We start from the raw sequence: 12,851 nt of genomic DNA on the forward strand, positions 1-12,851 counted from the left end.
TCTAGCGCGTGGCCGGCCCGCGGTGTTCCGCGCGGCGTGGAGCCGAGCGCGGACCGCCCGCGGGAGCCTGCGCGCGGGACCCCGGAGCCCCGCCGCGCCCCCCGCCCGGGTGAGGCGGCAGGCCGGAGCGCAGCGGCGGGCGGCCCACCCCCGGCGAGGGGGTTGCGCCGGCGTCCTCGTCCTGGGCGTCGCTGCGGATGTCGATCCGGCAGCCGGTCAGCCGCGCGGCCAGGCGGGCGTTCTGCCCCTCCTTGCCGATGGCCAGCGACAGCTGGTAGTCGGGGACGACGACGCGGACCGCCTTGGCCTGCGGGTCGACGAGCTGGGCGCTGGACACCCGGGCCGGGCTGAGCGCGGAGGCCACGAAGGACGCCGGGTCCTCCGACCAGTCGACGATGTCGATCTTCTCGCCGTGCAGCTCGCTCATGACGTTGCGCACCCGCTGGCCCATCGGCCCGATGCAGGAGCCCTTGGCGTTCAACCCGGGGACGGAGGTGCGCACCGCGATCTTCGTGCGGTGCCCCGCCTCGCGGGCGACCGCGACGATCTCGACGCTGCCGTCGGCGATCTCCGGGACCTCGAGCGCGAACAGCTTGCGGACCAGGTTCGGGTGGGTCCGCGACACGGTGACCTGCGGGCCCCGGTAGGTGCGGGAGACCGCGACGACGTAGGCCTTGATCCGGCTGCCGTGCGGGTAGGACTCCCCCGGCACCTGCTCGGCGGAGGGCAGCACGGCCTCGACCTTGCCGATGTCGATCATCACGATGCCGCTGGCGTTGCGCCGCTGGTCGGCCTGGACGATGCCGCTGACGATGTCGCCTTCCTTGCCGGCGTACTCGCCGAAGGTCTGCTCGTGCTCGGCGTCGCGCAGCCGCTGGACGATCACCTGCTTGGCGGTGCTCGCGGCGATCCGGCCGAAGTCCGAGGGGGTGTCGTCCCACTCGCGGACGACCTCGCCGTCGGGGCCGATCTCCTGCGCCAGGACGGCGACCTCGCCGCTCTTGCGGTCCACGTGCACGCGCACGTGCTTGGCCGCCCCGTCGGCGTGCCGGTAGGCGGTCACCAGGGCGGTCTCGAGCGCCTCGATGACCGTGTCGACCGGGATGCCCTTCTCCCGCTCCACCGCCTTGAGCGCGGTGACGTCGATGTTCACTTCTCTCCTCCGTCGTCGTCCGCGAGCGCGGCCTGGTCCAGGTCGTCGCGCTCGTCGGCGTCGTGCTCCGCGGTGTCGCCCGCGATCTCGTCGGTGCTGTCGTCGGCGTGGGAGTCGGCCCGGCCGAACTCGACCTGCACCCGCCCCGCGCCCAGCTCGGCCCAGGGCACGCGGCGCGGCTGCGGCGGACGCTTCTTCGCCCCCGGCTTGCCCTTGGCCTCGACGGCCAGCGTGACGCCGTCGCCGTCGACCTCGGTGATCCGCCCGGTGAGCTGCTCGGCCGCCCCGGCGGCACCGACCGCGACCACCACGAGCCGTCCGGAGTTCCGACGCCAGTGGCGCGGCTCGGTGAGCGGGCGGTCGACCCCGGGGCTGGTCACCTCCAGCACGTAGGGGGTGCGGCCCATGCCGTCGTCGTTGCGGTCCAGCACGTCGGAGACCGCCCGGCTGACCTCGGCGATGTCGTCGAGGGTGATCCCCGCATCGCGGTCGACGACGACGCGGACGACGCTGCGCCGGCCGGCGGGGGTGACGACGAGCTCCTCGAGGTCGTACCCCGCCTCGGTGACGACCGGGTGGATCCAGCCGGTCAGCCGGTCGGTGGCGGGATCGCTCCGCTGGGTTCCGCGAGAGGCGGACACGCTGGCCTCCTCAGGCTCGGTCGGCGGCACGGTGCCGTGCGCGCAGTTCTGCGGCCCGGCGCCGCGGACCTGCGTCGCTGGCCGGGCCCGGTGTCGAGGGGAAGTGCTCAGGCTACCGCCCGCACCGGCACCCCGGCCCGGCGCGGGGCGGCCGGACGGGACCGGCCGGGTGGTGCGCCCACCGGCGGGCACGGCGGGTGCGGTGCACCTCACGTCCACGCGGCACGCCCGTCCGACCGGAGGACCGGCTGCGGGGGCCGGCGGCTGCGAGGATGGGGGTGATGTCTTCCACCCCCCGTCCCGGCCCGCGGACGCTCACGCGCCGGACCCTGCTGGTGGCCTCCGCCGCCGGCGTCGCCGCCGTGGCCACCGGGTGCACCTCCTCTCCCGCGGTGGAGGAGCGCGACACCGTGACCAGCGCGCAGGCCGACGAGCTGGCCGCGCAGGTCGGCGTCCAGGAGACCCTGGTCCGGGCCTACGAGCTGGCCTTCGCCGCCGATCCCGCGCTCGCCGCGGCGGTCGGCGTCCTCGCCGACCAGGCGGCCGAGCAGCTGGACCGGCTGCGCGCGGCGGCGCCCGGCAGCAGCCCCTCGGCCGCCCCGCCGGCGGACGCGCCCCCGCCCGGGGAGGGGCAGGCCTGGCTGCGGGCGCAGGTCGCCGTCGCGGCCACCTCCCACGCCGCCGCGGCGCTGGGCCAGGCCGGTGCGCGGGCCGCCCTCATGGGCTCCATCGCCGCGGGGCTGCGCGGGCACGAGGCACGACTGGCATGACGGAGGACGGCCATGGCTGACGAGGACACCACCGCCACCTCCGCCGAGGACGCCGCGCTGGATGCCGCGCTCGCCGCCGAGCACGCCGCGGTGTGGGGCTACGGCGTGGTCGGGGCCGCGCTGCCGCCGGAGCAGCGTGGCGCGGCCGCGACCGCCGAGACGGGTCACCGCCAGGTGCGGGACCGGGTGACCACCCTCCTCGGCGAGCGCGGAGCCGATCCGGCGCTGCCCGAGCCCGGGTACGCGCTGCCCTTCCCGGTGCTGTCGCCGGTGGACGCCGCAGCGCTCGCCGCCGTCCTGGAGGAGGGCGTCGCCGCCGCCTGGGTGCGGGTCCTGGACCGGGCGGTGGAGCGGACCACGCGCGCGCTGGCCATGGAGGCGCTCACCGCCGCCGAGGTGCGGGCCGTCGCGTGGCGCCAGGCCGCGGGCCTGAGCCCCGTGACGAGCGCCCTCCCGGGGCTCTCCGCGGGGTAGGCCGGGGCCGAGGTCAGCCCAGGTTGCCGAGGAAGGCGTCGGTGACGGCGACCGCGGCGCTGCTGGACTGCCCGGCCTCGACGAGGGTCGCGAAGGCGATGTCCCCCTGCGGGCCGGCCAGCTGGTAGCCCATGAACCAGCCGTGCGACTCCGGCGGGCTGGCCGTGCCGAACTCGGCCGTGCCCGTCTTCCCGTAGACCTCGCCGCGGTCGGCCAGCGCCTGCGCGGTCCCCGACAGCACGACCTGGCGCATCATGGGCCGCAGGCCGTCGAGCACCCCGGCGGCCGGGCCGCTGGGCACCGGCCCCGCCGCCTCGGCGCCCACGACCTCGACCGGAGCCACCGGGGTGCCCCCGGCGATGCCCGCGGCGACCAGGGCCAGCTGGGCGGGGCTCATGAGTACCTGCCCCTGCCCGATCGCGTTCGCCGCCTTCGTCGTCCCGGTGCTGTCGCCCGGGACGCTGCCGCTGAAGACGTCGACCGGCAGGTCCCAGTCGGTGCCGACGCCGTAGGCGGCCGCCGCCTCGGCCAGCGCGGCGTCCGGCAGCTGCAGGCCCTGCTGGATGAACGTGGTGTTGCAGGACTGCGCGAAGGCCTCGGTGAAGGGCACCGTGCCGAGGTCGAACTGGTCCTGGTTCTCGAACTCGCGCCCTTCGACGACCGTTGTCGCCGGGCAGGGCACCGGTGTCTGCGGGGTGAGTCCGCCCTGGTCCAGCAGCGCGGTCGCCGTCACCGCCTTCATGCTGGACCCCGGCGGGAACTGCCCGGTGAGCGCGTTGGCGGGGTTGGCCGCCTCGTTCGAGGCCACCGCGAGGATCTCGCCGGTCCCGGGGCGGACGACGACGAGGTGGGCGGGCAGGGGCTGGGCGGCGACGGCGGCCTCGGCGGCGGTCTGGATGGCCGGGACGAGCGGCGTCCGCACCGGCTCCCCCGCGACGGGCGGCACGGAGGCGATCTCCCGGCCGGACCCCTCCTCCGTACCGGCCACCTCGACGGTGAAGCCGGCGGTCCCGGTCAACTGCTCCTGGTAGGCCCGCTGCAGCCCGGACAGCCCCAGCTGGTCTCCGGCGGCGTAGCGGGGCTCCCCGTCGACCGCCGTCTCCTCCAGGAGCTCCGCCGTCGCCGCGCCGACCCGGCCCAGCAGCGCGACGGCGAACCTCGACGAGGGCGCCAGCGACCGGGTCTCGGTCGGGAAGACGGCGCCGGGCAGGTCGAACACCTGGCCGCGGATCTGCTCGAACTGCGGCCGGCGCAGGTCGATGACCGGCACGAACTGCCCCTCCGGCGCGGCCTGCACGTCGGCGACGATCTCCTCGGCGGCGACGCCGGTCGCCGCCGAGAGCGCCGCCGCCAGCGCCGGCAGGTCGGTCACCTGGGCCGGGTCGACGCCCACCCGGACCACCTCGGTCGGCGTGAACAGCGGGGCACCGGAGGCATCGGTGATCGCCGCCCGCTCGGGCAGCTGCCGGTCCAGTTCCAGGTGCTGCCCCTCGCCCAGCTCGGGGTGGACGACCGCCGGTTCGGCGACCACCTGCCACGCGTCGTCACCCTCGCGCAGCCGCAGGGTGCCCTCGTAGCTCCACTCCGGCGCCGCCTCCAGGTCCCAGGTGGCGGTCCAGCCGACGGTGGCGGCGCCGTCGCCGACGGCCACCTCGCCGATCTCGGCGGTCAGGGCCGCGCCGGGGAGGTCGGCGGCGGTCTGCTCGAGCAGCGCGGTGGCGGCGGCGGGGTCGGTCGTGGCACCGGCCGCGGCGCTGAGGTCACCCGCCGTCCAGTCCTCGAGGAAGGCCTCCGCCGCCGCGCGAACGTCGTCCTCGCTGCCCGAGCAGCCGGCCAGCACCGGGACGGCCAGCAGGATCGGGATCAGCAGAGCGGGGGCCTGGCGGGTGCGCACCCACACAGGTTCCCAGACGGGAGCGACGGTTCAGAACAGGACGCTGGCGTACTCGCCGACCTCGCGGAAACCCACCCGGCGGTAGGAGGCGCGGGCCCGCGCGTTGTAGTCGTTGACGTAGAGGCTGACCACCGGGGCGATGACCGCGCGGGCGTACTCGACGACCGCGGCGGTGCAGGCCGTGCCGATGCCCTGGCCGCGCAGCGCCGGCGCGACCCAGACGCCCTGCACCTGGCACGCGGCCCGGCAGGCCGCGCCGATCTCGGCCTTGAACAGGACCCGCCCGTCCTCGATCCAGGCCAGCGACTGGCCGGCCCGCACCAGCTCGTCGACCCGTGCGCGGTAGCCGGCGCCGCCGTCGACCCGCAGCGGGCTCACGCCGACCTCCTCGGTGAACATCGCGACCGCGGCCGGGAGCAGCACGTCGAGCTCCCCGGGGCGCACCGGCCGCACCCGCGGCTCGGGGGCGACGGCAGGCGGACCGTCGATCGCCATGAGCGGCTGCCGGGGCCGGTGGTCGCGGGGCGGCCCCCACGAGGGCGCCAGCAGGTCCCACAGCGGCGCCACGGCGGCGGAGGGGCCCACGATGGTGGAGCAGCGGCGCCCGGCCCGGCGGGCCCGCTCGGCGAAGGCGACGGCGGCGGCGCGCTCGCTCCCGGGCAGCGCGAAGGGGATGAGGTTCGCGCCGGCCAGGCAGACCGCGTCCAGCTCCCGGCCGCTGCCGATGCCCCAGAGCGGGGCGCCCAGCGAGACCGCCGCCGTACCCGAGGCCTCGACCCGGCCGGCGATCACGCAGGCCGCGACGGGGTCGGTCGCGAGCAGCCGGTGCACGGCCGGCTCGTCGGCCTCGTCGAGGACGCGGGCGGCAGGCGTACGGAGCACGGGTCAGCTGACGGAGACGACCGGCGGCCCGGAGGGCTCACCGGCGTCGACGTGCTCGCCGGCGATCCGCATGGCCTCCTCGATGAGGGTCTCGACGATCTGCGACTCGGGCACGGTCTTCACGACCTCGCCCTTGACGAAGATCTGCCCCTTGCCGTTGCCGGACGCCACCCCGAGGTCGGCCTCGCGGGCCTCACCGGGGCCGTTGACGACGCACCCCATGACGGCCACCCGCAGCGGCACCTCCATGCCCTCGAGGCCGGCGGTGACCTCGTCGGCGAGCTTGTAGACGTCGACCTGGGCGCGCCCGCAGGAGGGGCAGCTGACGATCTCCAGGCCGCGCTGCTTGAGGTTCAGCGACTCCAGGATCTGGTTGCCGACCTTCACCTCCTCCGCCGGCGGGGCCGAGAGGGACACCCGGATGGTGTCGCCGATGCCCTTGCTCAGCAGGGCGCCGAACGCGACGGCGGACTTGATCGTGCCCTGGAAGGCGGGCCCGGCCTCGGTGACGCCGAGGTGCAGCGGGTAGTCGCACTGCGCGGCCAGCAGCTCGTAGGCGCGCACCATGACCACCGGGTCGTTGTGCTTGACCGAGATCTTGATGTCCCGGAAGTCGTGCTCCTCGAACAGCGAGCACTCCCACAGCGCGGACTCGACCAGCGCCTCCGGAGTCGCCTTGCCGTACTTGGCGAGCAGCCGCTTGTCCAGCGAGCCGGCGTTGACGCCGATCCGGATCGGGATGCCGGCGCCCTTGGCCGCCCGGGCGATCTCGCCGACCTTGTCGTCGAACTTCTTGATGTTGCCGGGGTTCACGCGGACGGCGGCGCAGCCGGCGTCGATCGCGGCGAACACGTACCGCGGCTGGAAGTGGATGTCGGCGATGACCGGGATCTGCGACTTCTTCGCGATGATCGGCAGCGCCTCGGCGTCGTCGGTGTCGGGCACCGCGACCCGCACGATCTGGCAGCCCGACGCCGTCAGCTCGGCGATCTGCTGGAGCGTCGCGTTGATGTCCGCGGTCTTCGTCGTGCACATCGACTGCACGCTGACCGGGAAGTCGCTGCCGACACCGACACCGCCGACGTCCAGCTGCCGGGTCTTCCGACGCGGGGCCAGCACGGGCGGAGGGGCAGCGGGCATGCCGAGGCCGACGGGGATCGCCATGTCCCCAGTATCCCCCGCCGGACGGCCGGGCCGCTGTGACGTGCACGTCCGCAGGGCGCAGGGCGTGCGCCGGCGCCTCGGGCTGGGTACGCGGGGTCCACCCGCTGCCACAGCCCGCCGGGGTCGCCGACCACGAAGGGCCCCTGCAACCACCGTCCACGACCGTGCGCTTGTCCTTCACGAGCGTCGACCGCAGGCTCGCGGTGTGCCGCTCCGCGACCGCCTCCTCGCCTGCTTCGTCGCGGTGTGCTGGGGGCTCAACTTCCCGGCCACGGCCCTCGCCCTCGAGCAGTTCCCGCCGCTGTTCATGGTCGCGCTGCGCTTCGCGCTCGTGGGGCTGCCCGCGCTCCTGCTGATCCCCCGGCCGGCCGTCCCCCTGCGCTGGCTGATCGGCGTCGGGGTGGGCATCGGGATCCTGCAGTTCGCCTTCCTCTACGCCGGGATGGCCGCCGGCATGCCCAGCGGCCTGGCCTCCCTGGTGCTGCAGGCGTCGGCGCCGTTCACCGTCCTGATCGCCGGGGTCTGGCTGCACGAGCGGCTGTCCGCCCGGCAGCTCGGCGGGGTGGTGCTCGCCGTCCTCGGTCTCGCCGCGATCGCGGTGCACCGGGCGCAGACGGCCGCGTGGCTGCCCGTCGTCCTCACCCTCTGCGGGGCGCTCGGCTGGGCGATCGGCAACGTCTGCAGCCGCCGGGCCCAGGCGCCGAACGCGTTCCACCTGACGCTCTGGACGGCGGCGATCCCGCCCGTGCCGATGCTGGTGCTCGCGCTGGCCGTCGAGGGGCCCGACCGGATCGTGCGCTCGCTGGCGACCGCTGCGACGGCCGAGGCGCTGCCGGCGGTGCTGGGGCTGCTCTACGTCGTCGTCGTCGCCACGCTGGTCGGCTACGGCATCTGGAACACGCTGCTCTCCCGGCACCCGTCGAACGTGGTGGCGCCGTTCTCCATGCTCGTGCCGGTGGTCGGCGTGCTCGCGTCGTGGCTGGCGTTCGGCGAGGTGCTGGACCCGGTGGAGCTGGTCGCCGGCGTCCTGGTGGTGGGCGGCGTGCTCGTCGCCTCCCGGCCGGCCCGCGGTGCCGCGACGCCGGCCGCGCCGATCACCCAGCCAGCCTGACCGGGTTGACCACGTCCGCGATCAGCAGCAGCAGCGAGAGCCCCAGGAAGAGGCCTGCGACGGCGTAGGCCACCGGCATCAGCCGGGCGATGTCGAACGGCCCGGGATCGGGCCGCCCCCGGAGCCGCGCGACCGTCGAGCGCGCCTTCTCGTACAGCGCGCCGGCCACGTGGCCCCCGTCGAGCGGGTAGATCGGCAGCAGGTTGAACAGGAACAGCACCAGGTTCAGCCCGGCCAGCAGCTGGATGAAGTAGCCGATCTTCTGCACCGGCGAGAGCTGGTCCAGGGCGAAGACCTCACCGGAGATGCGGCTGACGCCGACCACGCCGATCGGGCCGAGCGGGTCGCGCTCCTCGCCGAGGAACGCCGCGCGGAACAGCTGCGGCACCCGCTCCGGGATCTCCACCAGCCGATCCACCGACCGCACCAGGATGTCGCCGAAGTGACCCGGCACCTCGCTCAGCGGCTGGCGCACCTCGCGCTGCAGCGGGCTGATGCCGACGAAGCCGACGACCTGCGTCGCCTCGCCCTCCTCGTCGGCGTAGACGACGTTCTCGATCGGGGTGACGGTGAGGTCGCGCCGCTCCCCGTCGCGCTCGACGGTGAAGACCACCGGCTCGTCGGCGCTGGTGCGGATCGCGTCCTGCACCTGCTGCCAGCCCACGTCGGTCTCCTGCGAGACGGGCTCGCCGTCGAGCGCGAGCACGGTGTCGCCCGGCTGCAGGCCGGCCCGCGCGGCGGGGCTGCGTGCCGGCAGGGCGCAGCCCGCGGCGCCGGCCTCGCACAGCTCCCCCTCGGACGTGATGGGGATCGAGCAGGGGTCCTCGGCACCGGCGCTCGCGGCGCCGGCGGGGAGGACGCAGTCGGGCACCTGGCGGATCGTCGTGGTGATCTCCGGGATGCCGAAGCCCATCAGCACGACCGCGAAGAAGATGACGGCGAGCACCAGGTTGTGGAACGGCCCCGCGAACATCACGACGACCCGCTGCCACCAGGGCTTCTTGTAGAAGACGCGGTCGCCGTCGCTGGGCCGGACGTCGTTGAGCGCCTGCCCGCGCACCTCGGCGATGAAGCTGCGCATGCGCGTGGCGCGCTTGCTCTCGTTCTCCTCGGCCGGCGGGATCATGCCGACGATGCGGATGTAGCCCCCGAGCGGGACGGCCTTGATGCCGTACTCGGTCTCGCCGCGGCGCCGGGAGAAGACGGTGGGCCCGAAGCCGACCATGAACTGCGGCACCCGCATGCCGAACTTCCGGGCCCAGTAGAAGTGCCCGGCCTCGTGGAAGGCGATGGAGAACATCAGGCCGAGGGCGAACAGGACGATCCCCAGGATCGTCAGCAGGAATCCGCTCAGCTCAGCCTCCGCCGATCACACCCCGGGCGTGCTCCCGGGCCCACTTCTCCGCCGCCAGGACGTCCTCGACGCAGGTGGGGGCGCCGAGGTCCGGCGCGGCGTCGAGGGTACGCGCGACGAGCTGGACGATCCCTGGGAACGAGAGCCGACCCGCCGTGAACGCGGCGACCGCCTCCTCGTTCGCGGCGTTGTACATGGCCGGGACCACGCCGCCGGCCTCCCCCGCCGCGCGGGCCAGCCGCACAGCGGGGAAGGCCTCCTCGTCGAGCGGCAGGAACTCCCAGGTGCTCGCTGCCGACCAGTCCAGCGCCGGCTGCACGACCGGCAGCCGGTCGGGCCACGCCAGCCCCAGGGCGATGGGCAGCCGCATGTCCGGCGGGCTGGCCTGCGCGATCGTCGCGCCGTCGGAGAAGGTGACCATGGAGTGCACGATCGACTGCGGGTGCACGACGACGTCGATGTCGGCGTAGGGGACGCCGAAGAGCAGGTGGGCCTCGATCAGCTCCAGCCCCTTGTTCACGAGCGTCGCCGAGTTGATGGTGACGACGGGCCCCATCGCCCAGGTCGGGTGGGCGAGCGCCTGCTCGACGGTGACCTCCGCGAGCTCGGCGGCCGTCCGGCCGCGGAAGGGCCCTCCGCTCGCGGTGAGCACCAGCCGGGCGACCTCGGCCCGCGAGCCGCCGCGCAGGCACTGTGCGAGCGCGGAGTGCTCGGAGTCGACCGGCACCAGCTGACCGGGGGCGGCGGCGGCCAGCACCAGGTCACCACCGGCCACGAGCGACTCCTTGTTGGCCAGGGCGACGGTGCGCCCGGCCCGCAGCGCCGACAGCGTGGGCCCCAGGCCGATCGAGCCGGTGATCCCGTTGAGGACGACGTCGGCCGGGCGGGCAGCGAGCTCCTCGGCGGCGCGCGGGCCGGCCAGGATCTCCGGCAGCGCGAACTCCCCCTTCGCCCAGCCGCGCTGCTGCGCCGCGGTGTAGAAGGCCAACTGCAGGTCCTGGGCGGCGGTCGCTCGCGCGACGGCGACCGTCCGCACCCCCAGCGCCAGCGCCTGCTCCGCCAGCAGCGCGACGTCTCCTCCCCCGGCGGCCAGGCCGGTGATCCGCAGCCGGTCGGGGTTCTGCGCGGCGACCGCCAGCGCCTGGCGGCCGATGGAGCCGGTGGAGCCCAGGACGGTGACCTCGCGCGGCTCGCTCATGCGGGCATCCTGCCAAGCCCCCCGCCACCGGCCGCCCCACAGGCCGCCTCGGCCCCCGCCTGGCGGAACGGCAAGTTACGCCATCAGCCGCATCGGAGTTGGGCAGTTTCGGATCTAGGCGCCGCGCTCGAGCGCCTCGGACAGGTGTGGATCGACGAGGATCTGCAGGTCGAGCGGCGTGTCGTCGTCTATCCGCTACATCTGGCCCCGCTGCGTGCCGATACTCACCGCGACGGCTCGGAGATCCGGGCCCCCGACCATCGGAGCTCGCCATGTCGCACCGCACCACCAAGCGCGTCGCCGCCGCCACCGGCTTCGCCGTCGCCACGGTCTCCCTCGGCATGGCCTTCGCGCCCGCCGCCCTCGCCGCAGAGCTCCCCGCCGTGAACGCACCCGGCACCGTCGTCGCCGGGGAGAAGTTCACGGTCAGCGGCATCGGCTGCTTCACCCGCGACGAGGACTTCGGGGCGACCATCGGCATCATCACCGACAGCGGCTCGCAGAAGCCCGAGGAGGTCGTCTTCGCCGCCGAGCCCGACAACGATGGCACCTGGAGCGCCGAGGTCTTCTTCCCGGTCGGCGACACCGGCGAGCACTTCCTCGACATCTCCTGCCTGAACGTGTACCTCGGCGCGGAGGAGGAGCAGTTCTACCCGCTGGTCCGGGTCGACGTCACCGCGCCCGCCACGACCACTCCCACCCCGCCGCCGGCCGCGCCGAAGACCGACGCCCCGGTTCCCGGCGCCATCCGCGGCACCTCGGCGAACACCCCCGGGGTCGCCGCCCAGACCACGGGTGCCACCACGAAGGACGCCGTCCTCGGCCAGAAGGTCGTCAAGGTCTACAAGGGCTTCCAGCCCTTCGAGAAGGTCACGCTGACCATGCACTCGACCCCGACCACGATCGGCACCTTCACCGCGACCGCCGAGGGCGTCGTCACCGCCGAGTTCACGCTTCCCGCGGGCACGACCGCGGGCACCCACACGCTGGTGCTCGAGGGCGACCAGGGCACCTACTTCCAGGAGTCCCTGCAGGTGGCGGCCGCCACGAGCAGCACCGGCAGCCTGGCCTACACCGGTGCCAGCGTTGGCCTGCCGCTGGCCCTCGGCGCCGGCCTGCTCGTCGCGGGTGGCGGCGCGCTGGCCCTCTCCCGTCGCCGCGCGGGGGCCTCGCAGGTCTGAGCATGACCTCTCCGCACGACCCGGAAGCCGGCCAGGGAACCCCTGGCCGGCTTCCGGCGCGTTCCGGGGCCCGACGGCGGCTGCCGGCGGTGCTGGTGGCGCTGCTCGCGCTCCTCGGGGTCGTCGCCGTCGACGTCGTCGCGGTCGCGGCGCGGGTCGAGCGCCTGGATGCCGACCTGGCGAACGGCTCCGGGGCCGCCGACGGCCGGACCTGGGTCCTCGTCGGCGTGGACTCACGCGAGCGGCTGCCCCAGGGAACCGACGCGCGTGACTTCGGCACGATCGAGGCGGTGCCGGGCAGCCGTGCGGACGTCGTCCTGGTCGTGCACCGAACGGACGCCGGGACCACGGTGTTCTCCGTCCCCCGCGACGTCCTCGTCCTGCACGGCCGCAGCGTCGACCGGCTCGCCCTGACCTGGCTCGACGGCCCCCAGGCCACGGTGGACGCGCTCTGCGCCCTCGGCATCCCCACCGACCACCTGGTGAGCGTCGACCTCGCCGGTTTCGCCGCGGTCGTCGACGCGGTCGGCGGGCTGCGCGTGGACGTCCCCCGGCCGGTCCGCGACCCCGCTGCGGGGTTGCTGCTGGAGACCGCTGGGCGTACCCACGTCGACGGGACGACCGCGCTGGCCATGGTCCGCTCCCGCCACCCGCAGCACCTGGTGGACGGCGCCTGGGCCCCCGCTGCCGTCGACCCGGATGCGCGGGCGGACGCGGCCGGCGACGTCCTCGCCGCGCTGGCCACCCAGGTGCGGGCGTCGGCCGCACGCCCCTGGCTGCTGCAGTCGGTCATCTGGACCGCCTCGGGCGCCGTCGCCGTCGATCCCGGCACCTCGGTGGCCGACCTGCTCGACCTGGCCCTCTCCGACGTCGGCGAGGTCTCCGTGCTGCCCGTGGGCGACCCGGTGGGGGACGGGCTGACCCGCCTCCCGACGGCCGCGACCACCGCCGCCGTCGCGGGCGCCGGGCTCTCCTGCGACGGCTGACGACCCGCCGGGCCACCACCTCGGAGCGTGGAGCGCGCCGGCT

12 protein-coding genes are annotated in these 12,851 nt (G+C 75.1%); 5 read left to right on the forward strand and 7 right to left on the reverse strand.

The genetic code is table 11. The features are described from left to right. Position 1 precedes the first annotated feature (1 nt). Both nusA and rimP read right to left on the reverse strand, forming a co-directional pair. Positions 2-1,153, reverse strand: coding sequence for a transcription termination factor NusA (nusA, locus tag ACI79P_RS00105; RefSeq protein WP_456579008.1), 1,152 nt, complete (start codon positions 1,151-1,153; stop codon positions 2-4). Next, on the reverse strand, positions 1,150-1,794 hold the full coding sequence (rimP, locus tag ACI79P_RS00110) for a ribosome maturation factor RimP (protein ID WP_456579009.1): 645 nt from the start codon (positions 1,792-1,794) through the stop codon (positions 1,150-1,152). The genes nusA and rimP overlap by 4 nt, the downstream gene beginning before the upstream one ends. Positions 1,795-2,075: 281 nt before the next feature. Here rimP and ACI79P_RS00115 point away from each other — a divergent pair, with 281 nt between their 5' ends. Together ACI79P_RS00115 and ACI79P_RS00120 are read left to right on the forward strand one after the other, a co-directional pair. Beyond that, positions 2,076-2,564 carry a twin-arginine translocation signal domain-containing protein gene (locus tag ACI79P_RS00115; protein ID WP_456579010.1) on the forward strand — a complete coding sequence of 163 codons (489 nt, stop codon included), beginning with the start codon at positions 2,076-2,078 and terminating at the stop codon, positions 2,562-2,564. Between the two features lie 12 nt (positions 2,565-2,576). Beyond that, positions 2,577-3,038: a ferritin-like domain-containing protein gene (locus ACI79P_RS00120; protein WP_456579011.1), complete on the forward strand. Its 462-nt coding sequence runs from the start codon at positions 2,577-2,579 to the stop codon at positions 3,036-3,038. 13 nt (positions 3,039-3,051) lie between these two features. Here ACI79P_RS00120 and ACI79P_RS00125 read toward each other — a convergent pair whose 3' ends face one another. The 3 genes from ACI79P_RS00125 to ispG are packed head-to-tail and all read right to left on the reverse strand — an operon-like array spanning position 3,052 to position 6,978. Continuing rightward, positions 3,052-4,932 (reverse strand): penicillin-binding transpeptidase domain-containing protein, encoded by a 1,881-nt coding sequence (locus tag ACI79P_RS00125; protein WP_456579012.1) that lies wholly within the window; start codon positions 4,930-4,932, stop codon positions 3,052-3,054. A gap of 30 nt (positions 4,933-4,962) precedes the next feature. Further along, entirely contained in the window at positions 4,963-5,814 is an 852-nt protein-coding gene (locus ACI79P_RS00130) for a GNAT family N-acetyltransferase (protein ID WP_456579013.1), read from the reverse strand. Between the two features lie 3 nt (positions 5,815-5,817). Further along, positions 5,818-6,978 carry a flavodoxin-dependent (E)-4-hydroxy-3-methylbut-2-enyl-diphosphate synthase gene (ispG, locus tag ACI79P_RS00135; protein WP_456579014.1) on the reverse strand — a complete coding sequence of 387 codons (1,161 nt, stop codon included), beginning with the start codon at positions 6,976-6,978 and terminating at the stop codon, positions 5,818-5,820. A gap of 205 nt (positions 6,979-7,183) precedes the next feature. On the opposite strand from ispG, the gene ACI79P_RS00140 reads away from it, so the two are divergent. Beyond that, on the forward strand, positions 7,184-8,089 hold the full coding sequence (locus ACI79P_RS00140) for an EamA family transporter (RefSeq protein ID WP_456579015.1): 906 nt from the start codon (positions 7,184-7,186) through the stop codon (positions 8,087-8,089). On the opposite strand, the gene ACI79P_RS00145 is transcribed toward ACI79P_RS00140, so the two are convergent. Further along, positions 8,073-9,443, reverse strand: a complete 1,371-nt coding sequence (locus ACI79P_RS00145) for a M50 family metallopeptidase (RefSeq protein WP_456579280.1) — start codon at positions 9,441-9,443, stop codon at positions 8,073-8,075. The two genes, ACI79P_RS00140 and ACI79P_RS00145, sit on opposite strands and share 17 nt — an antisense overlap. 1 nt (position 9,444) lies before the next feature. Then, a complete protein-coding gene (gene dxr, locus ACI79P_RS00150) occupies positions 9,445-10,641 on the reverse strand; it encodes a 1-deoxy-D-xylulose-5-phosphate reductoisomerase (protein WP_456579016.1) in 1,197 nt (398 codons plus the stop codon). Positions 10,642-10,913: 272 nt separating this feature from the next. Here dxr and ACI79P_RS00155 point away from each other — a divergent pair, with 272 nt between their 5' ends. Further along, complete coding sequence (locus tag ACI79P_RS00155) at positions 10,914-11,822, forward strand: hypothetical protein (protein WP_456579017.1); 909 nt, start codon at positions 10,914-10,916, stop codon at positions 11,820-11,822. Positions 11,823-11,824: 2 nt separating this feature from the next. Next, on the forward strand, positions 11,825-12,808 hold the full coding sequence (locus ACI79P_RS00160) for an LCP family protein (protein WP_456579018.1): 984 nt from the start codon (positions 11,825-11,827) through the stop codon (positions 12,806-12,808). The last annotated feature ends 43 nt before the right edge of the window (positions 12,809-12,851 follow it).

It is taken from the genome of Blastococcus sp. SYSU DS0510, from assembly GCF_054050835.1.

Coding starts and splice junctions, on each gene's coding strand:
- ACI79P_RS00115 (WP_456579010.1), top strand. CDS start 2,076: ATGTCTTCCACCCCCCGTCCCGGCCCGCGGACGCTCACGCGCCGGACC.
- ACI79P_RS00155 (WP_456579017.1), top strand. CDS start 10,914: ATGTCGCACCGCACCACCAAGCGCGTCGCCGCCGCCACCGGCTTCGCC.
- ispG (WP_456579014.1), bottom strand. CDS start 6,978: ATGGCGATCCCCGTCGGCCTCGGCATGCCCGCTGCCCCTCCGCCCGTG.
- dxr (WP_456579016.1), bottom strand. CDS start 10,641: ATGAGCGAGCCGCGCGAGGTCACCGTCCTGGGCTCCACCGGCTCCATC.
- ACI79P_RS00160 (WP_456579018.1), top strand. CDS start 11,825: ATGACCTCTCCGCACGACCCGGAAGCCGGCCAGGGAACCCCTGGCCGG.
- ACI79P_RS00120 (WP_456579011.1), top strand. CDS start 2,577: ATGGCTGACGAGGACACCACCGCCACCTCCGCCGAGGACGCCGCGCTG.